Source organism: Campylobacter sp. 2018MI10, from assembly GCF_018501175.1.
Lineage (GTDB): Bacteria > Campylobacterota > Campylobacteria > Campylobacterales > Campylobacteraceae > Campylobacter_E.
In genome coordinates this window covers 103,231-125,490 of the sequence record NZ_JAHCZD010000002.1, presented here as the reverse complement: position 1 = coordinate 125,490, position 22,260 = coordinate 103,231, and the positions used below count along the sequence as shown (strand labels likewise).

General features: G+C 29.1%; 22 protein-coding genes and 3 tRNA genes. 13 read left to right on the top strand and 12 right to left on the bottom strand.

What is annotated here, in order from left to right; genetic code table 11:
• Genes KJR01_RS01740 through KJR01_RS01715 form a run of 6 tightly spaced genes read left to right on the top strand, consistent with a single transcriptional unit; the run spans position 1 to position 4,427 of the window.
• Positions 1–507, top strand: a complete 507-nt coding sequence (locus KJR01_RS01740; RefSeq protein ID WP_214116347.1) for a tetratricopeptide repeat protein — start codon at positions 1–3, stop codon at positions 505–507.
• A gap of 23 nt (positions 508–530) precedes the next feature.
• The gene (locus KJR01_RS10435) at positions 531–1,187 is read left to right on the top strand and encodes a tetratricopeptide repeat protein (protein WP_214116345.1); all 657 of its coding nucleotides are present in this window, start codon (positions 531–533) and stop codon (positions 1,185–1,187) included.
• 16 nt (positions 1,188–1,203) lie between these two features.
• Positions 1,204–1,971, top strand: coding sequence for a tetratricopeptide repeat protein (locus KJR01_RS01730; RefSeq protein ID WP_214116343.1), 768 nt, complete (start codon positions 1,204–1,206; stop codon positions 1,969–1,971).
• A 32-nt stretch (positions 1,972–2,003) separates the two neighbouring features.
• On the top strand, positions 2,004–2,870 hold the full coding sequence (locus KJR01_RS10350; RefSeq protein ID WP_214116341.1) for a tetratricopeptide repeat protein: 867 nt from the start codon (positions 2,004–2,006) through the stop codon (positions 2,868–2,870).
• Between the two features lie 25 nt (positions 2,871–2,895).
• On the top strand, positions 2,896–3,555 hold the full coding sequence (locus KJR01_RS01720; RefSeq protein ID WP_214116339.1) for a tetratricopeptide repeat protein: 660 nt from the start codon (positions 2,896–2,898) through the stop codon (positions 3,553–3,555).
• Positions 3,555–4,427, top strand: a complete 873-nt coding sequence (locus KJR01_RS01715) for an RsmB/NOP family class I SAM-dependent RNA methyltransferase (RefSeq protein ID WP_214116337.1) — start codon at positions 3,555–3,557, stop codon at positions 4,425–4,427. Before KJR01_RS01720 ends, KJR01_RS01715 begins: the two co-directional genes overlap by 1 nt.
• 298 nt (positions 4,428–4,725) lie before the next feature.
• Here KJR01_RS01715 and KJR01_RS01710 read toward each other — a convergent pair whose 3' ends face one another.
• Positions 4,726–5,253: a hypothetical protein gene (locus KJR01_RS01710; RefSeq protein ID WP_214116335.1), complete on the bottom strand. Its 528-nt coding sequence runs from the start codon at positions 5,251–5,253 to the stop codon at positions 4,726–4,728.
• A gap of 155 nt (positions 5,254–5,408) precedes the next feature.
• Between KJR01_RS01710 and KJR01_RS01705 the strand changes: the two genes are divergently transcribed.
• Entirely contained in the window at positions 5,409–6,065 is a 657-nt protein-coding gene (locus tag KJR01_RS01705) for a hypothetical protein (RefSeq protein WP_214116333.1), read from the top strand.
• Positions 6,066–6,088: 23 nt separating this feature from the next.
• Here the strand turns inward: KJR01_RS01705 and nrfD are convergent, their stop codons facing one another.
• The 3 genes from nrfD to phsA are packed head-to-tail and all read right to left on the bottom strand — an operon-like array spanning position 6,089 to position 9,871.
• The gene (gene nrfD, locus KJR01_RS01700; protein WP_214116331.1) at positions 6,089–7,051 is read right to left on the bottom strand and encodes an NrfD/PsrC family molybdoenzyme membrane anchor subunit; all 963 of its coding nucleotides are present in this window, start codon (positions 7,049–7,051) and stop codon (positions 6,089–6,091) included.
• Entirely contained in the window at positions 7,044–7,610 is a 567-nt protein-coding gene (locus KJR01_RS01695) for a 4Fe-4S dicluster domain-containing protein (RefSeq protein ID WP_214116329.1), read from the bottom strand. The genes nrfD and KJR01_RS01695 overlap by 8 nt, the downstream gene beginning before the upstream one ends.
• Before the next feature lie 2 nt (positions 7,611–7,612).
• The gene (phsA, locus tag KJR01_RS01690; RefSeq protein ID WP_214116327.1) at positions 7,613–9,871 is read right to left on the bottom strand and encodes a thiosulfate reductase PhsA; all 2,259 of its coding nucleotides are present in this window, start codon (positions 9,869–9,871) and stop codon (positions 7,613–7,615) included.
• 223 nt (positions 9,872–10,094) lie between these two features.
• Between phsA and KJR01_RS01685 the strand changes: the two genes are divergently transcribed.
• The 6 genes from KJR01_RS01685 to KJR01_RS01660 all read left to right on the top strand — a co-directional run bounded on the left by KJR01_RS01685 (position 10,095) and on the right by KJR01_RS01660 (position 12,939).
• A tRNA-Lys gene (locus KJR01_RS01685) sits at positions 10,095–10,170 on the top strand.
• An 8-nt stretch (positions 10,171–10,178) separates the two neighbouring features.
• A tRNA-Val gene (locus KJR01_RS01680) sits at positions 10,179–10,254 on the top strand.
• A gap of 16 nt (positions 10,255–10,270) precedes the next feature.
• Positions 10,271–10,347 (top strand) — tRNA-Asp (locus KJR01_RS01675).
• A 109-nt stretch (positions 10,348–10,456) separates the two neighbouring features.
• Positions 10,457–11,845, top strand: a complete 1,389-nt coding sequence (locus tag KJR01_RS01670) for a cation:dicarboxylate symporter family transporter (protein ID WP_214116325.1) — start codon at positions 10,457–10,459, stop codon at positions 11,843–11,845.
• A complete protein-coding gene (locus tag KJR01_RS01665) occupies positions 11,832–12,137 on the top strand; it encodes a thioredoxin family protein (protein WP_214116323.1) in 306 nt (101 codons plus the stop codon). Before KJR01_RS01670 ends, KJR01_RS01665 begins: the two co-directional genes overlap by 14 nt.
• A gap of 1 nt (position 12,138) precedes the next feature.
• Positions 12,139–12,939 (top strand): hypothetical protein, encoded by an 801-nt coding sequence (locus tag KJR01_RS01660; protein ID WP_214116321.1) that lies wholly within the window; start codon positions 12,139–12,141, stop codon positions 12,937–12,939.
• Here KJR01_RS01660 and KJR01_RS01655 read toward each other — a convergent pair.
• From KJR01_RS01655 to KJR01_RS01620, 8 genes are all read right to left on the bottom strand, one after another.
• Complete coding sequence (locus tag KJR01_RS01655) at positions 12,934–13,530, bottom strand: peroxiredoxin (RefSeq protein ID WP_214116319.1); 597 nt, start codon at positions 13,528–13,530, stop codon at positions 12,934–12,936. The two genes, KJR01_RS01660 and KJR01_RS01655, sit on opposite strands and share 6 nt — an antisense overlap.
• 480 nt (positions 13,531–14,010) lie before the next feature.
• A complete protein-coding gene (locus KJR01_RS01650) occupies positions 14,011–14,241 on the bottom strand; it encodes a hypothetical protein (protein WP_214116318.1) in 231 nt (76 codons plus the stop codon).
• A gap of 107 nt (positions 14,242–14,348) precedes the next feature.
• Positions 14,349–15,161 (bottom strand): hypothetical protein, encoded by an 813-nt coding sequence (locus KJR01_RS01645; protein WP_214116316.1) that lies wholly within the window; start codon positions 15,159–15,161, stop codon positions 14,349–14,351.
• A gap of 36 nt (positions 15,162–15,197) precedes the next feature.
• The gene (locus tag KJR01_RS01640) at positions 15,198–16,442 is read right to left on the bottom strand and encodes a hypothetical protein (protein WP_214116315.1); all 1,245 of its coding nucleotides are present in this window, start codon (positions 16,440–16,442) and stop codon (positions 15,198–15,200) included.
• 137 nt (positions 16,443–16,579) lie between these two features.
• On the bottom strand, positions 16,580–18,283 hold the full coding sequence (gene ilvD / locus KJR01_RS01635) for a dihydroxy-acid dehydratase (RefSeq protein ID WP_214116313.1): 1,704 nt from the start codon (positions 18,281–18,283) through the stop codon (positions 16,580–16,582).
• Positions 18,284–18,333: 50 nt separating this feature from the next.
• The gene (locus tag KJR01_RS01630) at positions 18,334–20,997 is read right to left on the bottom strand and encodes an EAL domain-containing protein (RefSeq protein WP_214116311.1); all 2,664 of its coding nucleotides are present in this window, start codon (positions 20,995–20,997) and stop codon (positions 18,334–18,336) included.
• Positions 20,994–21,857 carry a cytochrome-c peroxidase gene (locus tag KJR01_RS01625; protein ID WP_214116310.1) on the bottom strand — a complete coding sequence of 288 codons (864 nt, stop codon included), beginning with the start codon at positions 21,855–21,857 and terminating at the stop codon, positions 20,994–20,996. Before KJR01_RS01625 ends, KJR01_RS01630 begins: the two co-directional genes overlap by 4 nt.
• On the bottom strand, positions 21,850–22,206 hold the full coding sequence (locus KJR01_RS01620) for a transcriptional repressor (protein WP_214116307.1): 357 nt from the start codon (positions 22,204–22,206) through the stop codon (positions 21,850–21,852). The genes KJR01_RS01625 and KJR01_RS01620 overlap by 8 nt, the downstream gene beginning before the upstream one ends.
• Between the last annotated feature and the right edge of the window lie 54 nt (positions 22,207–22,260).

Sequence of the window (22,260 nt, the reverse complement as noted above, 5' to 3'; positions counted from 1 at the left end):
TTGAAAAAGCTCGTTTGTTTGCTTATATTTAAAGTTTTGTTAGCAAATGATTATGACTTAGGATTTGAGATTTTTAAAAATATTGATTTTACAAAAGAGCCAATTGAATACGAAAATGATTTAAAACAAGTTTATAATTTATGGTCTAAAGCTTGTAAGAATAAAAATATGCAAGCTTGTTATGATTTAGGGTTTTTATATGAGAGTGGAATAGGAACTAAGCAAAATTATACTAAAGCCATAAATCTTTATACTAAAGCTTGTGAAAATAACTTATATGAAGCTTGTTATGCAGTAGGTTTTATGAATGCTTATGGGATTGGAACGCAACAAAACAAGAAAAAAGCTATTAAATTCTATACCAAATCTTGTAATCATAATTATGCTGTTGGGTGTTATTTTTTATCATTTTTATATAAGGATAAAAAAGCTAAAGAATATTTAAAAAAAGCTTGTGATTTAGGCGATGAAAGAGCTTGTAAAAGTATTGAGAATTTGAAAAATTAAATTAGAAATTTAAAGGAAGTAAGGTGAAAAAATTATTATGTTTAGCACTTTTAGGTGCAAGTGTTTTAGGTGCAGTTGATATTAAGGAATTAGAAAAAGCTTGCAATAAAAACGATTATAAAGCTTGTGATGCTCTTGGATATTTATATGCAAGTGGCGAAGATGTAGAGCAGGATTTTAAAAAAGCAAATAAATTATGGATTAAGGCTTGTAAAGGTAAAGATGCTTCTTCTTGTTTTAATATAGGATTATCTTACGAACAAGGAAATGGAGTAAAACAAGATTTAAAAAAAGCAAGTGAGTTTTATATTAAAGCTTGTGATGGTGGACATACTTTTGCTTGCACAAATTTAGGTTCTATGTATTTTAAAGGAGATGGCATAAAACAAGATTTAAATAAGGCGAGAGAATTTTATACTAAAAGTTGCGAACTACAAGATTTTGGTGCTTGTGGATTTTTAGGCTTTATGTATTATTCTGGAATTGGCGTTACAAAAGATATTGAAAAAACAAAAGAATTATGGGCTAAAGCTTGCGATAATAAAGACGGGGAAAGCTGTTTAGCTTTATCAAGTTTATATGAAAATAATATTAAAAAGTCTATTGAATTAATTAAAAAAGCTTGTGATTATGGAGAACATACTAGTTGTTTGCTGTATAAAAAAATAAACAAGCAATGACATTAAAGGAGATAAAATGAAAAACTTATTATGTTTAGCACTTTTAGGTGCTGGTATTTTAAGTGCAAATGAGCTTGAAAGTCAGTGTAATAAGGGCGATTTGGAAGCTTGTTCAGATTTAGGAGTAGAATATGCTAAAAATCAAGATTACGCTAAAGCAAAAGAATATTTTACTAAGGCTTGTGATAACGGAAATGCTACGGGTTGCAATAATTTAGGGGTTGTTTATGCGAATGAATTTGGAGTAAAACAAGACTATACAAAAGCAAGAGAGTTTTATACTAAAGCTTGTGATAATGGGGATACTATGGGTTGCTCTAATTTAGGGTTTTTATACGAAAAAGGACTTGGAATAAAGCAAGATTATTTTAAAGCAAGAAAGTTTTATACCAAAGCTTGCAATAACGGAAATGCTACGGGTTGCTTTAATTTAGGAATTTTATATGCAAATGGATTTGGAGTAAAAAAAGATTACATAAAAGCAAAAGAATATTTTACTAAAGCTTGCGATGGTGAAAACGCTAGTGGTTGCTCTAACTTAGGGGTTGTGTATGCAAATGGATTTGGAGCAAAACAAGATTATGCAAAAGCAATAGAACTTTATGCTAAAGGTTGTGATGGTAACGATGCTATGGGTTGTTATAATTTGGGAGCTTTATATAATAACGGACAAGGCGTTAGAGAAAATAAAATAAAAGCTAAAGAATACTTAAGAAAAGCTTGTAATTTAGGCGAACACAACGGCTGTAGTCATTATGAAATATTAGATGAGCAAGGGTTTTGATAAATAACAATGATAAATTTAAAGGAAGTAAAGTGAAAAAATTATTATGTTTAGCACTTTTAAGTGCTGGTATTTTAAGTGCGAATGAGCTTGAGAGTAAGTGCAATCAAGGGGATTTTGAAGCTTGTTTTAATTTAGGAGTAGAATATGCTAAAAATCAAGATTATACTAAATCAAAAGAATATTTTACCAAAGCTTGTGATAACGGACAAATTCTTAGTTGCCTTAGCTTGGGTGAATTTTACTTTTTTATAAATCAAGATTATGCTAAAGCAAAAGAATATTTTACTAAGGCTTGTGATGAAAATGCTACGACTTGCTCTGATCTAGGGTTGTTATATAGTGAAGGGTTTGGAGTAAGACAAGATTATATAAAAGCAAAAGAGTTATTTACCAAAGCTTGTGATGCAGGAAGTGTTGTTGGCTGTGTTAATTTAGGAAATTTATATGCTAACGGAAATGGTGTAAAGCAAGATAATGATAAAGCAAAAGAGCTTTTTACTAAAGCTTGTAATGATGAATTTACTGAAGGTTGTTATGGTTTAGGATTATTATATAGCAAAGGGGTGATTAGAACAAGCGAAGATTATTTAAAGGCAAGCGAATTTTATACTAAATCTTGTGATGGTGGAGAAAGTGTTGGTTGTTATAATTTAGGTGTTTTATATAGCAGTGGGTATGGAGTAAAACAAGATCCTATTAAGGCAAAAGAGCTTTTTACTAAAGCCTGTGAAGATGGGTTACCTAATGGTTGTTTTAATTTAGGCAGTTTGTATTATAAAGGCAAAGGTGTAAAACAAGATAAAACAAAGGCTAAGGAATATTTTGGCAAAGCTTGTGATTTAGGCGGTCAGAATAGTTGTTATTGGTATAGAAAATTAAACGAGCAAGGATATTAATAATAAGAAATTTTAAGGAAATAAAATGAAAAAATTATTATTTTTGGTGCTTTTAGGTGCTGGTATTTTAGGTGCAAATGAGCTTGAAAGTAAGTGTAATAACGGAGATTTTCAAACTTGTTTTAAATTAGGATTAGAATATTATGGCAAACAAGATTATGTAAAAGCACAAGAATTATGGCATAAAATGTGTGATGGTGGGGATGTTAATGGTTGTACTAACTTAGGAATTTTATATAAAAACGGAAAAGGTGTAAAACAAGATTATTCTAAAGCAAGAGAGCTTTTTATCAAAGCTTGTGATGGTGGGAAAACTATGGGTTGTTTTAATTTGGGGATTTTGTATGAAAACGGACAAGGTGTAAAACAAGATTATTCTAAAGCAAGAGAGTTTTTTATCAAAGCTTGTGATGGTGGAAATATTCCAAGTTGTACTAATTTAGGGTTTTTATATTATGAAGGATTAGGAGTAAAGCAAGATTATTCTAAAGCAAAAGAATTTTATACCAAAGGTTGTAATGGTAATGATGATAGAGGTTGTTTTAATTTGGGGATTTTGTATTACAACGGACAAAGCGTAAAACAAGATGAAAAACAAGCTAAAGATTATTTTAAAAAAGCTTGTGAATTAGGACATCAAGATGGTTGTAATAATTATAAAGTATTAAATGAACAAGGATATTAATGATATTTAATCATACCGAGCATTTTAACGAGATTTATGGCTTTAAAAAGCCAATTGATTTGGAGTATTTCGGAGTATTTATAAACTCTATTAAATGCGATGAAGAAGAGTTTTTAAGTGCATTTAGTAAGTATTCGCCTACAAAAATAGATAATAATTTTTATATTTTTAATCAAGAATTTAAAATAAGAATTTCAACTCACGATTTAGCAATAAATGGCGGTATTTATATACAAGATTATTCAAGCTATTTATGCGCTAAGGCTTTAAATGTTAGCTCAAGCGATATTATTTTGGATATGTGTGCTGCTCCAGGGGGTAAGAGTATAAATCTAGCTAATTTTAGCAGCAATTGTGAAAATCTAAGCTCAAATGAGCTAAATAGCAAAAGATTTCATAAGCTTAAAACAATCCTAGCAAACTACGGCGTAAAGGCAAAAACCTATAATCACGATGGCATTTTGATAGGTCGTAAAACGCCTGAGCGATTTAGCAAAATATTGCTTGATGCTCCTTGTAGCACATTTATGCACGATTTTTCTATCACAAAAAGCCAAAAAGAAATAAAGCAAATTGCCACTACTCAAAAAAAGCTTTTAAACTCTGCCCTAACAGCTTTACAGGTTGGTGGGGAGCTAGTTTATAGCACTTGCACGCATAATTTTTATGAAAACGAAGCAGTGATTTATAATGCGCTTAATTCTAAATTTAATATAGAACTTTTAGAAATTGATTTGCCTTGCGAGTATTTACAAGGACTAAGTAATTACGATGAAAAATATAGCGATATTAGACTTGCTAAAACTTATCGCATAAAGCCAAGCAACACACATTCTGGCTTTTTCATAGCAAAATTAAGGAAATTAGGCTAAATTATTTTGCTAATAAATTTGTAATATTTTAAGAAATATTAAGCTAATTAGTGAGTTTAAATTATAAAAACTATATAGATAGATTTAATAGTATTAAAAAGACTTAAAAGCAAGAAAACGATAAGATATTTAATCAATACATAGCAAAATCTTATAAAAAACAAATTATTTTAATAATCTGCCTTGCCTAATCAACTGCAAAATATTCTAATTAGCTATTTTAATTGTTTGACTTGGCAATTAGTGTTTTTACAATAATTAGTTAAACCTAAATACTTAATAGTATTTAGGGAAAGTTTTAATTATTTGTTTGTTCTTTTAGTTTTTCTTCAAGTTTTTTAAGCTTTTTTTCTGATTTTTTATGCTCTTTTTCAACTTTTTCTACTTTATCATCAACTTTATTTTCTAATTCTTTAGCTTCTTTTTTAGCTTTATTTTTTAATTCTTTTTCTTCTTTATCAGCTAATTTTTTAGCGTCTTTATCTTTTTTAGCTTTGATTTTTTCTAAATCATCTTTGTATTTATCTTCAACTTTTTCTTTTTTAGCATTTAGTTTTGCTTGGCTTTTTTCTAATTTTTTACTCTCGTAATCATATTTAGTTTCAGCTTTGATGGTTTTTAATTTTTCATTATCTATTTTACCATCTACACAATTTTTGCTGATTTCTTGTTTTTGTGTTTTTAAATATTCTAACCTTTCTGGATTTGCCTTTTTTTGATTTTGAACTTTTGTGATTTGCTCATCAAGTTTATTTAAAACCTTATCACACGATGTAGCAGCAAAAAGCGATGAAGCTAAAGCAACACTTAAAATTAACTTATTCATAAATTCTCCTTAAAAAATATTCAGCAAATAGTATAAAAACACTCATTAAACAATTAGCTTAACTAAATAAATTATATGTAGCCAATACAAATTAAGTAAAACTTAAGAATGGGGGGGGGTATTATACTGATTTTTAAAATATTTAAGGAGAAAATATGAAAAAATTATTAACAGCTAGTTTGTTTTGTAGCGTGGCATTATTTATGAGTGCTTGTTCTGATGAAAAAAAAGAATTAAGTCAAGATGCGTTTAAGTTTGATATTGAAACTGAAACAAAAGGATTCGGTAAATATATTACGATAAGACACATTTTAAGTCTAACAGCTAAAGATGATATTGAAATTAAAAAAATTACAGCAAATCGTGGTACTTGTGAAGTAAGAGATTGGAATAAAGAACATGATGAATACAATTTAAGCGATAACTTAATATCTGATGAAACTCCACCAAAAATATGTAATGCTGGAATATTAAATAAAAATTGGATTGATTATTGCGAAAACTTAATTAAATGGGCAGAACTAAGCAAAGAAAATTGTAGTTATGAGTATAAATATGATATAGGTGGTAAAAGCGAAGATTATAAAAACATAAATGAAAGAGTAGAAAAAACAGAAAATAAAAAATATATTGAAAATTGTGAAAAAGCAAAACAAGTTGCTAAAGAAAAATACAATGGAAAATATTATTATGATTATAAAGTGCCAATGAAATTTGGTGAAACTAAACAATTTGGCATATTTGATTGTTCTGATGTTGTGGAATTTAGCGTTTATACAAACAAAGGCATTGTAACTTATAGCGTTAAATAATAGCTTAGCTAAAGGAAAAACCTTTAGCTAATGCAAACTTGTCCTGCATAAACGATAAAAAATCTTAACATTATTACGCCAATTAGCACAGCAAGAGAGTTTATTATTATGAATGCAGGTTTATAGGCGTGGTTTTTAAGTGCGGTTAGGGCTATTAAAATTGGTAAAATAAGCCCTGTTCCTAGCACTCCAAACCAAAATAATTTTGAATAAAACTCATGAGAAAAAATAGCCTTAAGTGAGATTAAACTATCGCCCCCGCTATAATACATTCCTACAAAAAGTAAAAGCAAGATAGGAATTTCAAGCATTATTGCTCTTAAATCTAAAACCAATAAATATTTTATGTTTTCTTTATTTAAGTGAGCTTTAAAAAATAAAATTCCCACAAGTATATTTGCAGCTATTCCACAAGAAAACGCAGAAACCACAAAAAGCAATGGTAAAATAGGGGTATTCCATAAAGGGATTTTAGAAATCGCACTTAATAAAAATCCCGTATAAGCACCAACACATAAAGCTAAGAAAAACAATACATATTCAATCATCTTTGCAAAATTAGCCATTTTTCTTATGGAATTTGTAATAGGAATTAAGAACCTAAAATAAAGCCCTATTTCACGCTCAAAAATGATTAATGCGTATAAAAATGCTAAAGGTGTATAAACTAATAAAAATAAAACACCTAAAGTCATAACCGAAGTAAAATTGTATTTTATTAGCAATAAATAAAATGTAAGTGGTTTGCCTAAATCAATTATCAAAAGCAAAAGCCCCAAGCTAATAGCAAGTGGAGAAATTAATGCTCCTGCTTTAATCGTAGCGTCCCAAATACTATTAGTATTATGTGTAAATCTATTAAATTTTACTATTAATGAAACCATCAAACACCCAGCACTAAGCCCTGCTAAAAACAAATATAGTGCAATAGGCCAAGGCCAATAAATCTCATTATATTGCATTAAGCTTCCTGCCATATTATTCATAGCGTCCTCCTTTTGTGTTTTTTATAAAACCTAGTTTTGGTTTAGTGCCTAAATGAGCTTTAGGATATTCAACGCTTTTACTTGCTAAGACTTTATTAATTTCTGAATTGCTATCATTTATATCCCCAAAAATTAGTGCATCAGTAGGACATACGCTAACACAAGCAGGGGTTAAACCATCGCTTACTCTATTTGGATAACAAAAAGTGCATTTATCAATCGCTTTTGTAATAGGATTAAGAAATCTTGCATTATAAGGACAGGCTAATATGCAGTATTTGCAAGATACGCATAAATTTTCATCAATTAATGTTATTCCATTTGCTAGTTTAAAACTAGCTCCCGTAGGACATACGCTTACACACGGGCTATCTTCGCACATTACACAACTTGCCCTTGTAAAATCTGTTTGAAGATTTGGAAAAACTCCCTTCATTTTCGCATGAACTTGCACTCTAAAAACCCCACTTGGAATTTGATTTTCGTTTTTACAAGCTACGCTACAAGCCTCGCAACCTATACATAAATTTTCATCGTAAATCATTACAAACTTTTTCATCTTTAAGCCCTTTTAATATCTACGCCTATATTTGTAACCATTGTGCTACAAACATAACCACTTCTTGAACCTAGCACTATGCTATCATTTGCACCTATTTCGTGAATGTTTTTAAGTGCTGGAGTGTTACGACCAAATCCGTGATAAATAAACAATGTATCAGGACGAATGCCTTGAGTTAGCATAAGTTTTACTTGGATTTTGCCAAATTCATTTTCTAAATATACTAAATCGCCATCTTTAAAGCCTAATTCTTTAGCCTTAGTTTCATTTATCCACACAGGACTTTCGCTCATTAATTCATTTAAAATTGGGATATTTTGAGTATGAGCGTTTGTATGAATTGGAGTTTTGCCACTCGTTAGACAAAATTCATGATTTTTAAACACATCATAATCAGTTGTATTTAAACAGCCGTGAGTTGGGAATAAGTTTTCAACTTTTTCTATGAAAAGCTCTATTTTTTTACTAGGTGTCTTAAAACTAATTAGCGAACTAAGTTCGCCGTTACTATCAATTTTATCTTTAATTTGCGGATAAGTTTTAGCAAATTCTTTTATGGTTTTTGGCTCTCTTAAATAAAGACTAGGGACTTTATAAGTTACTATTCCATCTTTTTTAAGATTTGCTAGTAAATCTACATTGCCTTTAGCTTGTTGCATTCTATACTCATCTATTGTCGTATAAGTATAAAGCTCATCAATTTTCATCATACTTGCTAGTTTTCTAAAAATATCAAAACCACTTTTTGTATCGCCTATAACTTCTACAGCTTTATTTCTCATATAATAGCCATTTCCTATAGTTGCAATGCTCTCATCTCGCTCTAAATATGAGCTTTCTGGTAATACCACATCAGCTAAATTGCTAAAATCATTTAAATATATATCAATACTTACTATAAAATCTAGCTCATTTATAGCCTTTAAACTCTCATTTACATTTGCTACATTTACTAAGTGATTAAACCTAGTATTTACCCAAGCTTTAATAGGATATGGCTTTTTGCTAAGTATTGCAGGGGCAATATCCATTAAAACTCCGTGTTTTCTAGATACAAAATAATTTTTATTTCCAACTTCACCTGCACCATCAATTCTAAGGGTGTTAGGAACCTTAAAAACATTGCTAGGATTATCAAGAGTAGGGAAAATATCTTCGCCTATGATTTTGTTTAAAGTATTTGTATTTTTGCTAGTGTGAATGCCACCTTTTTTCTCGTAATTTCCCATTAAAGCGTTTGCTATTGCAATAGCTCTTGTGCGTTGATATTCTGCATAAGTAGTAGTGGTTTTATGTCCCCAATCAATTACTACTTTAGGAGCAGCTTTATAGATTTCATCGGCAATTCGCTCAATGGTATCAGCACTAATTCCAGTGATACTTTCTTGCCATTTAGGGCTTGTATCTTTTACACTAGCTTTAAGTTCATCAAGTCCTATGCAATATTCATTTACAAATTCTTTATCGTATTTTTCATCTCTTAGCCAAATATGAATTAATGCCATTAAAAATGCCACATCAGTTCCTGGCTTAATAGGTAGCCACTCATCAGCCTTAGCAGCAACTACGCTAAATCTAGGCTCAAGGACAAGTAGTTTTGTATCACTTGCAGCTGCAAATTTAGCTAGTTTTTTAGCATCACTTATTACTATACCTTCAAATAAATTATGTCCGAAATTTACAATATATTTTGCATTAGCAAAATCTCTTGATAAGCCGCCGCCATAAGTATGCTCTAAAACCATATTATAAGTAATCGGACAGCTTGAATAATGTGAAAATATGTTAGGACTGCCGTAAGCACAGGCAAAATTACTCATATGAGTGTGAGATTCTCCGGCTTTGCTTGTAAATATTACGCTACTAGCTCCGTGCTTTTCTTTTATTTCGTTTAACTTTGTTGCAACTAGGTTTAAAGCTTCATCCCAACTAGCTTCACGCCATTTGTTTTCCCCACGCTTACCTACACGAATTAAAGGCTTAATAAGGCGGTTTTTATCATATAATTGATTAATTCCTGCTCCACCCCTTGCACATACGCTTGTTTTATTTGCACTAAATTTTGGATTACCATTAATAAATACACCTTTATTATCTTTAACGCTTATTTCAATAGGACAGCGAGTAGAACACATCTCGCAAACCGAAAAAACACTTTTTTTATCCCCGTTTGTAAAGGCATTAGCACTCAAAACTGGATTAATACAGGCTAATGAACCTAAAAATGCAGAGCCTTTTAAAAATTCCCTTCTTTGCATTAATACTCCTTAAAATACAAATACTTTCAAAGTATTTAATTAAATTATACTTAAAAATTTTAATTAAATTATAAAATTATAATATATTTTATTTTAAATTATCGGAATTTAAATTCTTTTTATTTTTTATGCCAAATTCTTGAATTAAAATATAATTTTTTAGATTTTTCTTGACAATTAAAAATTTTTTTTGTATTATTCAACCTTTCACAAATATTTTAATGTCTTGTTAGCTCAGCAGGTAGAGCATCTCACTTTTAATGAGGGGGCCGCTGGTTCGAATCCAGCACAGGACACCATCAATCTTGGTCGCTTAGCTCAGTTGGTAGAGCGCCACCCTTACAAGGTGGATGTCATAAGTTCGAGTCTTATAGCGACCACCATTTCTTAAACTAGGTTGCGGCGGTAGTTCAGCTGGTTAGAATATCGGCCTGTCACGCCGGAGGTCGCGGGTTCGAGCCCCGTCCGCCGCGCCATTTCCCTTTCTTTTAAAAATTTAAACAATAGTTCTCTCCTTTAATATTTTTATTTCTTAATTTATTTAGGATAAAATCTATCTCTTAAAAAAAATATTAAAGGAGAATTATGAAAGATTTTTTCATTAACTTTTTTACACTTTCAGAGCCTTTATCAATTACTTTTGTATTAGTTTATTTAATATTATGCTTTTGGCTAAATCGTTTAGCATATACTATAAGTTTTGCAAAAAGAATGACATTGGCACTATTTTTAGGTGTTATTTTGGGTGTATTAGCTCAATATTTGGCAAATTTTCCTGCAAATTCTAAAGAAGTTTTATGGCTTGAGCAAACTAGAATTTGGTATTCTTTCGTTGTAAGTATTTTTATTAGCTTATTAAAACTTATGATAGTTCCTATTGTATTTTTTGGAATTTCATCATCTTTATTAAAGCTTGAAGGTGGAGTAAAGATTTCATCAATTCTTAGTAGAAGTATTTTTTGGCTTTTAATAACTACTGCAATTGCAAGTGCTATAGGTCTTAGTCTAGGTGTAATATTTAATCTAGGAAGTGATGTTGTAGTGCAAACTTCAAAAACTATAAAAGAAGCTAGAACCCTAAGCTCAATTTTATTAGGTTTAATGCCAAATAATATCATAGATTCTTTTGCAAATAATAATATTTTAGGAGTAATTTTAGTAGCATTTTTATTCACTCTTGGTGCAAGAAAAATAGGCACAAAAGAAGAAAATAAAGAAATATTTAGCACCTATAAAAACCTAGTAATTTTTATAAACAAAATTATTATGAATGTAATTACAAATATAATCCAACTAATGCCTTATGCTGTTGTTGCGATGATTGCAAATGTGCTAATAGCAAATGGAGTTGCAGCTATGAAAGAAGCTGGGTTATTTATAATACTAACTTATGCAAGTGGAATTTTAATGATTGTTGTATTTTCTATCATTTTAGCATTTCACGGCTTATCTCCTATGGTGTATTATAAAAAAGCGTTTGAAGTGCTATTATTGGCTTTTACTTCAAGAAGTTCAGCGGGTGTTTTACCGATTACCATTCGCACACTTCATACTAAATTAGGCGTTAGTGAAAACAATGCAAACTTCGTAGCAGGGCTGGGTGCTACTATAGGAATGAGTGGCTGTGCTGGGTATTATGTAGGGCTTGTGGCTGCGTTTATTATGCATAGTGCAGGGCTTAGCATTGATTTATCTAGTGCAGTTTTAATTATTATAATTACTCTTGTTGGGTCTTTAAGCATCGCAGGAATTCCTGGAATTTCAATTGTAGCAGCTTCTATTATGATTACAGGGCTTGGACTTGGAGATAAGTTTTATTTGCTAGGTGTGATTTTTGCAATTGACCCTATTATAGATATGGTAAGAACTATGAGCAATGTAAATGGTGCTATGATTGCAGCGATTGCGACTGATAGCGAGTTAAAAACATTAAATAAAAATGAATATAAGGATTTAAACAATGAAAGAGATTAATTATCAAGAATATTTAGATATTAAAGACAATGCAACTTGTGTTATAGCTTTTGGAGCACCTTGGTGTAGGGATTGTAAGATTGCTGAGCCGTTTTTGGTAGAGCTTAGTCAAAAATATACTAATATAAATTTTTACCATGTAAATGTTGATAAAGATGAAAATATAAGAGCTGATTTGGGTATTCGCCATATTCCTACGATACTTTTTTTAAAAAATGGAGAGGAAGTGCATACAAGAGTGGTTGAGCCGCACTCAATTTCTTTGATTGAAGAAGGCGTTTTAAAGCTTTAAAATGTTTAAAAATCCATCACTTAACAATGTGTTTTCACAGAGTTTTGATGGATTTTATATATATTCTAAAAATAGCGAAATTGAAATTCTTTTAAAAGAATTAGCAAATAATCTAAGCAAAAATCATCTAGTTTTATATATTTGTAATACTGATACAAAAGGCTTAAATAAAAATATTTATCACATAGATATTTTTAATGATTTAGCGATTTTACAAGTTAAAAAATTGAAATATTTTGATTATATTTTCATTGAAAATTTATCATTTTTAGAAAATATAAATTTTCCAAAAAATGCAAAAATTATTGCAAACGGATTTTTAAAATCAGATTTAAGACATTTTAAGGGCAAAAAAACTAGATTTTTAAGATTTATATACACTCAAGATTTTATAAAAATATTTAATCAAAATTGTGAGTTTTTGTATAATTTCAAACCCAAAAATCATAGTATTTTTAGCCCAAATGAGATAGATTTTGATATAGATAAAGAAGTGGAATTTTATTTAAACTGCATTAAGCAAGGCTTTAGGTTTTATGATTTTAGAAAAAGTAGAAAAGATGAGATTTTTAAAGCACTTGGAAATGGCAATGTATCTTTTAATGAAATTCCATTCGCAAATAATATTAGCAAAAAATATTTTTATATAAATAATCACAAAATTAACAAAGACTTTATACCAAATAATATAAATAATATAAAAGTAAATTTTATGAGTAAGAAAACAGAAGTGAAAAAATCAATATTTAAAAAATTATTTAATTTTAAGTGGGCTAGGAAAATCCTAGCCTTTAAATTATAGTTTTTCGCTATTGTTAGCTAGGTAATCAGCAACACCTTTTGGATCAGCTTTCATACCTTTTTCGCCTTTATGCCAGCCAGCTGGACATACTTCACCATGCTCATTTGTAAATAGCATTGTATCTACCATTCTAATCATTTCATCGATATTTCTTCCTAGTGGTAGGTCATTAATTACTGCGTGGCGAACTGTTCCATCAGCGTCTAATAAGAATGAACCTCTTAAAGCTACTGCTTCATCAAATAATACATCAAAACCACGAGCAATTTCTTTTGTAAGGTCTGCTACTAAAGGAAATTGAACATTACCAATACCGCCTTGGTTTACTGGAGTGTTTTTCCAAGCAAAATGGCAGAATTCATTATCGCCGCTAATTCCGATTACATTAATTCCTCTATCTTGGAAATCTTTAAATCTTTTATCAAATGCGATAATTTCACTTGGACATACGAATGTAAAATCTTTTGGATAAAAGAATACTACTGTTCCTTTTTTACCCATATTTTTATATAGATTAAAATTGTTATCTATTGTATTGTTTCCTAATACAGCTGGAGCTGTAAAATCTGGTGCTTTTTTTGTAACTAACATAATTTGTCTCCTTATTAATAATTTTTATTTGTTAAAAAATTATAAATGTTAAAAGTTAATAGAAATGTTAATCATACAAAAATTATCCTAAAATAATTTAAATCAAGATTTTAAGTAATTTTATAAAAATAATAAATCAGTATTGGTTTTAAAAATTATTTATTTTAAATAACTATTTAAAATATTTTTAATAAAAATTAATTTATAATATGATTTGCTTTTTGCCTTAGGCTTGTTAGGGTGGAAAGGTGGTAATATGGGAGAAACTATTATTTTAATCGTTTTAATCATAGCTTTACTAAGAACTTTAAAAAAGTTCTAGTAAAGCAACTACTTTGAAAATACCTTAATCAAATTATAGTAAAGCACGGCTTAGTCTAAGCTTAAAGCAATTCACCTAACCCTAGCAAATTAGCCGTGTTTTGCTAGGGTTTATAAATAGTATAATAATAAGAATAATCTATAATTAAAATTGTTTTTTTATGTTTTTTCATTTATTTGTCCTTTCTTATACTTAATATAACTAAAAGCTAAAAGTCGTTTTAGTGCCGTAAAAGTGGTATTTTCTAAAACGGAAAATACCATAAAAATATTATTTAAAATGTTTTTAATAAAAATTAATTTATAATATGATTTGCTTTTTGCCTTAGGCTTGTTAGGGTGGAAAGGTGGTAATATGGGAGAAACAATTATTTTAATCGTTTTAATCATAGCATTACTTAGAACCTTAAAAAAGTTCTAAGTAACCATTCTTAAACATCTTAAACAAATTATAGTGAAGCACGGCTTAGCCTAAGCTTAAAGCAATTCACCTAACCCTAGCAAATTAGCCGTGTTTTGCTAGGGTTTATTATTTTTCTTATTAAAAACCTAAAAAATATAAAGCTACTAATAATAATTATTGAAAGAATAAAAAAACTAGCCAATGGATATAATTTAATAAATGCTAAAAGTGATAAAAAGTTACTATCATCATCTTTCTCGCTTAAAGTTAAAAAGCCATTATTTATATAATAATAATCCCTACTAAAATTGTCTGTTTCTTTGTTTAGTTCTAAATTATATTTATCTTTATAAAATTTTTTTAAAGCTTGTTCTATTGATGATTTTTTCCTAATTTCTGCACCTAAAAACGCTTTTATGTTTTCACTTAGGCTTAGAGTTTGTATCTGCACTATAGCTTTTTGTAAAGGTATATCATCTACTAAATCCCTTAATTTCCAATATTCATTTTCTAGCCAATCATCAGCACTAATAAAGGGCTTATTTTGTAAGGCTCTTTCGTGTATTTCATCATAATATTTATCTAATGCGTTACTTATGTTTTCTTGTTCTATATGTCTTACTTGAAAATAATCTCTATCTAATACGCTTTTATTTTTAGTCTTACTAAAATATTTATTTATATTTTCTTCGCTAAAATCTTCATTGGCTCTTTTTTCTTTATATCCACGATATTGTTTTTCATACTCTTGTATGCTTTGATTTTCTTTGCCGTATTTCTTATAATTTTCGGCTAATTTCTTTTGCAAAAAATCATTATTTAAATATGAAAGTTCGTTATATAGCTCTTCAACGCTCTTTGCATTTAATGAAAAAATGCAAATTAGTATTAATAATATATGTTTCATCTTAACTCCTTAGGCTAATTATAGCCTAAGGATAATTTACTTAATTTTTATTTCAGGATATTTCATAGTTATATAATCATAAAACACAGGATTAGTAGATAAATACTGATTAACTTCTGCACCAATTTTACTAAGTAATGTTTTTTTAGTTCTATCTAAATCATTTTTAATTTGAGAACTCCAAGTCCAAAAATCGCTAGGGTTTGTTATAGACTTGGCAAAAAAATCTCCTTGCACTTTTAATTTATACGATTTATCTGCTAAATTAGTCATCAAGGAATTAAATCTTCTTACGCTTTCACTAGCTCCTTGTCCGCCTACAATTTTATCTCCTATATAATTTAAATATCCACTATTAGGGGTAAAGAATTTTTCTTTTACAACTCCTTGCTCATCTATGCTTTTACCATTTAAAAAGTCCAAATAGTCATCAATTTCTTTTATACTCTCTAATGTTTTTATTACTGCTTCTTCCGTGCTTCTTGTAACCTTTGCTTCAGCAGATGGTAAAAGATTATAATTAAACATAGGAGTTTGGCTAGTGTTTATAAAATTATTTAATTTTTCTTTATCTGCTAATAGTTTTTGTTGTTTTTGTTCTAATTCTTTTATTCTAGGGTCGTTTGGATTATCTTCTATTAAGCTCTTTAGTATTTTATTTGTAGTTTTATTTTCTTGTTCTATAGATTGCACCTTTTCTTTTGCTTGTTTTACTTCATCTAAATTAGCTCCGATTATAGCACTAGCATTTACACTATTATTACCACCTTTAGGAATAGGGTTGAAGTTATCTTCGTTTGCACGATAGCCTTGTCCTGTATATCCTAAATGCTTTTCAAATAAACGCTGTTTATCTAAGTATTTTTGAGCGTTTGCTATTTGAGTAGGGGTATCTGTTACTAATGGGTCATTAAAAGCAGCCATTTGCATATAGTTTAAATGCTTATAATAAGCATTCTTTAAATCATCTCCTTTTAAGTTAGGAAACTTGAGTGAAAACTCATTAAAATCACTCATTACTTTTTTAGCTTCTTCTTGTTCTTTATAAGCTTGGTCTTTAAAAAACATATTTTGCTTACGCTCATTTATAATTGAATAGGTATTGCTTAAGTTTGCTTTGTGATTTTCCTTTTGCATTTTAAATATTTCAGGTTGTGTTTTTGTAGCGAATTGACTTTGTTTTAGAGTTTCCATATCGTTTGCAGTTTTTATTTGCTCTTGTGCGATTTTATCATCTTTAGTTTGTCTAGCTATATCTAAATCAATTGCACCTTTTTGCACTTGATTTTCTAGGTTCTCTGTTCCTAGCTTAATAAAATAAGAGATTTTTATTAATTTATTTAAAGTAAAAAAACAATTTCAAATTCTATAAAAATTTCAAATACAAAACTAGGAATTTCCTTAAGAAATCCCTAAAATTATTTCATTTCATTCAAACCATCAAGGTCTAAAACACCGCCGCTACTAGCATTACTAACTAGCTTTTGATACATTCTAAGCCATCTTGAATTAAGCTCTTTTTTAATAGGCTTAAATTCTGCTCTTCTTCTAGCCATTTCTTCATCATCAATTAATAGATTTATAGTGCATTTAATAGTGTCAATTTCTATTAAATCTCCATCTTTAATAAGCCCTATTTCGCCACCTTCAGCAGCTTCAGGCGAGCAATGTCCCACACTAAAACCACGAGTCGCCCCGCTAAATCTACCATCAGTAAGCAATGCAACCGACGCACCTAAGCCCCTACCCATAATAAGACTTGTTGGGCTTAACATTTCTTGCATTCCAGGACCACCTTTTGGACCTTCATAGCGAATTACTACACAATCTCCAGCAACCACTTTTCCACTGCTAATCCCTGCTATTGCTTCATCTTGAGAATTAAAGCAAACACATTTACCACGGAAAACCTTATCACCAACGATACCGGCTACCTTTATTACCGCACCTTCTCTTGCGATATTGCCAAATAATACACATAATCCGCCACGCTCAGAATATGGATTATTTAAAGTTTTTATAGCTTTTCCATCAGGATTACTATCCTTAATCAGTTCTCCTATGCTATCTCCACTAATAGTAAGTGCATCTTTGCTAAAGAATTTACTTTTTTTACTAACTTCATTCATTATTGCATATATTCCACCGCTACTTCCTACATCTTGCATATGAGTTCCTGGTAGACTTGGGCTAACCTTAGCTATATGTGGTGTATCTTGAGCAATTTCGTGCATTAATTTTAAATCAATCTCATCAGCATAAGCTTCTTTTGCAATTGCTAAAGTATGTAAAATTGTATTCGTGCTACCGCCCATTGCCATATCACAAACAAGAGCATTTTTTAAACTCTTATTATTTAAAATATTTCTAATTTTGTATTTTTCGCTTAGCTCTTCGCTCTTTGCAATCTCACAAATTCTTCTTGCAGCACTTCTTAATAATTCTTCTCTTTCAGAAGTTAAAGCTAAAATAGTTCCATTTCCTTTAAGTGCAATACCAAGGCTTTCCATTAAAGAATTCATTGAATTTGCAGTAAACATTCCACTGCAACTTCCAGCTCCAGGACATGCAGCACATTCAATTTCTTTTAATTTCGCTTCATCAATTTTACCAACTTCGTATTCGCCAACCGCTTCAAACGCTGTATTTAAATCAATTTGAGAACCATCTTTAAGCTTACCTGCAGCCATCGCTCCACCACTTACAAAAATAGTAGGCACATTCACTCTTAAAGCCCCCATAATCATACCTGGAGTAATTTTATCGCAGTTTGGAATAGCTATCATTGCATCTAGGCTATGTGCGTTCATAACCGTCTCAACACTACTTGCTATTAATTCACGACTTGGCAACGAATAAAGCATTCCACTATGTCCCATAGCAATACCATCATCAACACCAATGCAGTTAAACTCAAATGGCACACAGCCGTTTTTGCGTATTTCATCTTTGATAATTTCAGCATATTTGTTTAGATAAAAATGCCCTGGAATAATCTCTATAAAACTATTACAAACCCCAATAAATGGCTTTGCAAAATCTTCATCTTTTAGCCCAACGGCTCTTAATAATGACCTACTTGGTGCTTTTGTATAACCTTTTTTAATAGTATCACTTCTCATTCTTGCTCCTTTTTATATATTAGTAGATTTTCAAATTCCTATTTTAAATTCTAAATAAAAATATTATGTGGTTCTTCAGGTTTGCTTAGCTCATACCCTTGAGCTTTTTCTATTCCGTAATCTTGAACTATTTTTAAAATTTCTTGATTTTTTACAAACTCAGCCACAACTTCATAACCTTGCTTATGAGCAAATCCCACTAGAGTTTCAAGAACGGTTCTAGCATTATTATCAATTACTAAACTTTCAATAATTGAGCCATCAATTTTTAAATAATCAAACTTAATTTTTAATAATCTATAAAAGTTTGAATATCCACTACCAAAATCATCTATTGCTATCTTACAACCCCTAAATGAAATTGATTTTAAGAAATTTGATAAATCATCGTATTTATCAATACTTTCGCTTTCTAATATCTCAACACATAAAGCTTCTGGGCGAGAGCATTTTTCTAATCTACCTTCAAACACATCTCTAGTTTCTTTATTGATAATATCAGAGTTAGCTAGGTTTATACTAAAATTCGCATTAGGATATTGCTCTATCAAATCAAAAACCTTATTAATTACTACTTCTTGAATATCTTTATAAAGACCCACTTTTCTTGCTACATCTAAGAAAAGTCCCGGTGATACTATATTGTTATGTTCATCTCTTAACCTAACTAATACTTCATAATAAGAAACTTCTTTTGTGATAGAATTATGCACACCTTGACAAACCACAAATATTTTATCATTTTCTAAAGCATATCTTATCTGACCTACTACTCTTTGTTGCTCTGCGTGTTGTTTTTCTATACTTAAACCTTCTTTATAAACACAATAAGGCTCTTTTGTTTTAATAGTCTCATAACTTGCTAAGATTGCTTGTGCAAGTCTATTAATAATCTCTTGATTTGACTTTCTAATATCACGCTCACTTGAAATTCCGATATTTAATTCTAAGTCTTTAAGTTCCATACCAGAATTTATTTTTAACTCAAATTTATTTTTTTTACCCCGTGTAGAGTTCATTGTTTGGGTTTTAAAATGATTTTGTATCAAATCAGCTGCTGCCATAGCTTCTTCGTGGTTTTTATAAACTATACAAAACTCGTCTAGTTGCAAATGATAAATACTGGTGCTTTTTAATACCTCATCGTTATTTTTCACATTTAAAGCATTTTTTAAAGAATTTGCAAAAATCTTTATAATTTCATCAATCATAATAGTTGAATAATTCAGCCTTAAATCATTGAAATTATCAATTTTTAAATATAAGAAAATATTATTTTTATTAGCTTTATCGTCTTTTAATTCCCTATCTTGTAAAGCCTGTAAAGATAATAAACCTGTTAAGCTATCTGTATCTAATTTCTTTTGCATATTGTCAAGCTTAGTTTTATAATCTTTAATTTGTAAGATTTTTTTAGTTACATCAACTTTATTAATCAGCTCAATATTATCACCTAAATTTTTTCTAAATACAGAGAAAAATCTAGTTTCTTTTCTACTTGTAATATCATTTTCATTATAAGCTTGGATTTTGCTATGACTTTCTTGAATTAGCGTTCCATAATCAAACCCTTTAGCACTATCAGTCAAATCAATAATTCCATCTAATGAATCATAAAAATTCACAGCTTGTGCTTTTCTTATACTTTCACTTTGTTCGGTTGGTGCATGAACATTGAATGTAAAAGTATCATTTACATATTCAGCATATAAATTCTTTTTATTTTTTGTATTTATTAAAACTTGTTGAATTGGAGAATTTAAAAATGCTTTATATAAAATATTTAATGCACTTGTTAAATCTAGGCTATATTTAAAAATAATAAAAGTAGTAAATATTAATAAAACTGCAAAAATTGCACCAACTAAAACTAATTGGTCATTTGTCTTTTCTAAATGCTCAATTTTACTTAAAACTTGCAATTTTAATTGAGTTAAAATATTTTCAAAATCTGTGAAATTTTTAATTTCATTTTTTTCTTCGTGAAGTTTTTTCACTCCATCTAATAATTTTCTACTTAATATTAAATATGTTTTTTCATCATCAATAGTTGATATTTTATCTTCTAAAAGCTCTATATATTCTTTATCTTTATCTAATTTGGTTTTTGCATAATTTTGTTTTAATTCAATTAATTGTGTTTTATAATCAATAATTTGTTTTGTATTATTTTCTATTAATGAGTCTAAAAACTCAATATATCCTTTTATTGAACTCACGCTAATTTTAGTAGCAAATATATACTCTAAAACATTTTGTTTTACATCAACCAATTTTGATTGAGAATAAAGCACATTAAAGCTTTTAAAATCACTTCCGCTAGTCCCTAATAAACTATTAAAATCTTTTATATATTGTTTTAATTTTTCTATACTACTTTTAATTTTTTCTTCTTCATTAGCATTTAATTGTTTATTGTTTTTAAGAATTTGAATTAGCTCATTAGTTTTAACATCAATCTCACTTAACTTCTTGCCACTATTTTCAAAATTTGCATAAATACTTGGTCTTTCTATATTTAGCATTAATTCTTGATTATCTAACATAATTTCGTGTATGTGATTATTTATATCGTAATTAATATCTATTTGATGAAGTTTGGTAAAAAATATTCCAGTGCATACAAAAATGCCAACCATCATTGCAGCAATGAAAATCTGTAAAATCTTTTGAACAAATGTTTTTATTTCTATATTTTTATATTCTCTATTCATTTCTCTTCCAAAATCTTAGGTCTTTTTCCTTCAAGTGTTTTTAAAAATTCTATTATATCATCAACATCTTTATCTGGCATAACTATGCCTAATTGACAAGCAGACATAACTCTAACAATATCTTCTAAATTATTAAATGCTCCTTGATATGTATATGGTTGGGTAATTGTAATATTTCTTAAAGTAGGCACTTTTACTTTTTTATCTTCTAATTTACAGCCTTCTGAAAAGCTAGTATTTATATCAGCAATTATATTACTTCCAAAATTACTACCATTATGACACGACGAGCAGCCATAAAAATTAAATAATTTAAGTCCTCTTTTAGCATTATCACTTATAGCATTTTTATCTCCTTTTAAATACAAATCAAAAGGAGCATCAAGAGTTATTAAGGCTTTTTCAAATTCTACCAAAACACTTACTAAATTATCATAATTAGCGGCTAATCCTATTTCATTAAACCATCTTTGATATGTTACATTTAACTTAACCCAACTATTAAATTCATCAGGCGTAATATTCATATCGTCTTTTAATGTTTGTTTAATTTGTTCTCTTAAATCAGTAATATTTGCGTCTTTAAAAAATAAATTAGAATATACAATATTTAAAATTGTTGGTGGATTTGTTAAATTATCAGAATTTATACCAGAATTATTTGTCCCACTACCAGTAAGATTTAAATTATGACAGGTATTGCAAGATACTTTATTAGGACTTAAATTTACATCAAAATATAATCTTTTACCAACGGCAGCTAATTTTTTATCATAAGGTATGCTAGTTAAAGGTTTATATATATTCTCATCTGCAAAAGCAAAAACAATAAATACAATTAAAAATATAATCTTATTCATCATTGTCCTTGCATTCCTCACAAACTCCTTTTACCAAGACAGAATTAACTTTTAAATTATTAATTGTTGGAAACTCCAAATCTTTAGTATGATGACAAATATCACACACAAAAAGTGCATTATTACCTTTATTTATTTGATAATAACCCTTGCCATCTAAATCAATTTTATTTACCAATTTAGACTTTTGAAACTGCTCCATCGTCCTATAAAATGTAGTTTTATTTGCCTTAGTTTTAAATTCATCAAAACTCATAGGCTCTTTAGCAGCTAAAAGCTCATCTAATAATAAAATTCTAAGTTCTGTAATACCGATATCGTGCTTTTTTAATAATTTTACTGAATTCATCTCGTAAATAATAGCAAAAAAAATTAAAATTTAAACCTAATTTATTTTTTGCAA

Bases quoted from the DNA above. Each gene is read 5' to 3' on its own strand.
- KJR01_RS01670 (WP_214116325.1), top strand. From the start codon at position 10,457: ATGAAAGATTTTTTCATTAACTTTTTTACACTTTCAGAGCCTTTATCA.
- KJR01_RS01655 (WP_214116319.1), bottom strand. From the start codon at position 13,530: ATGTTAGTTACAAAAAAAGCACCAGATTTTACAGCTCCAGCTGTATTA.
- KJR01_RS01630 (WP_214116311.1), bottom strand. From the start codon at position 20,997: ATGAATAGAGAATATAAAAATATAGAAATAAAAACATTTGTTCAAAAG.
- KJR01_RS01660 (WP_214116321.1), top strand. From the start codon at position 12,139: ATGTTTAAAAATCCATCACTTAACAATGTGTTTTCACAGAGTTTTGAT.
- KJR01_RS01665 (WP_214116323.1), top strand. From the start codon at position 11,832: ATGAAAGAGATTAATTATCAAGAATATTTAGATATTAAAGACAATGCA.
- KJR01_RS01720 (WP_214116339.1), top strand. From the start codon at position 2,896: ATGAAAAAATTATTATTTTTGGTGCTTTTAGGTGCTGGTATTTTAGGT.
- ilvD (WP_214116313.1), bottom strand. From the start codon at position 18,283: ATGAGAAGTGATACTATTAAAAAAGGTTATACAAAAGCACCAAGTAGG.
- KJR01_RS01625 (WP_214116310.1), bottom strand. From the start codon at position 21,857: ATGAATAAGATTATATTTTTAATTGTATTTATTGTTTTTGCTTTTGCA.
- KJR01_RS01710 (WP_214116335.1), bottom strand. From the start codon at position 5,253: ATGAATAAGTTAATTTTAAGTGTTGCTTTAGCTTCATCGCTTTTTGCT.
- phsA (WP_214116327.1), bottom strand. From the start codon at position 9,871: ATGCAAAGAAGGGAATTTTTAAAAGGCTCTGCATTTTTAGGTTCATTA.
- nrfD (WP_214116331.1), bottom strand. From the start codon at position 7,051: ATGAATAATATGGCAGGAAGCTTAATGCAATATAATGAGATTTATTGG.
- KJR01_RS01620 (WP_214116307.1), bottom strand. From the start codon at position 22,206: ATGAATTCAGTAAAATTATTAAAAAAGCACGATATCGGTATTACAGAA.
- KJR01_RS01705 (WP_214116333.1), top strand. From the start codon at position 5,409: ATGAAAAAATTATTAACAGCTAGTTTGTTTTGTAGCGTGGCATTATTT.
- KJR01_RS01650 (WP_214116318.1), bottom strand. From the start codon at position 14,241: ATGATTAAAACGATTAAAATAATTGTTTCTCCCATATTACCACCTTTC.
- KJR01_RS01695 (WP_214116329.1), bottom strand. From the start codon at position 7,610: ATGAAAAAGTTTGTAATGATTTACGATGAAAATTTATGTATAGGTTGC.
- KJR01_RS01715 (WP_214116337.1), top strand. From the start codon at position 3,555: ATGATATTTAATCATACCGAGCATTTTAACGAGATTTATGGCTTTAAA.
- KJR01_RS01730 (WP_214116343.1), top strand. From the start codon at position 1,204: ATGAAAAACTTATTATGTTTAGCACTTTTAGGTGCTGGTATTTTAAGT.
- KJR01_RS01645 (WP_214116316.1), bottom strand. From the start codon at position 15,161: ATGAAACATATATTATTAATACTAATTTGCATTTTTTCATTAAATGCA.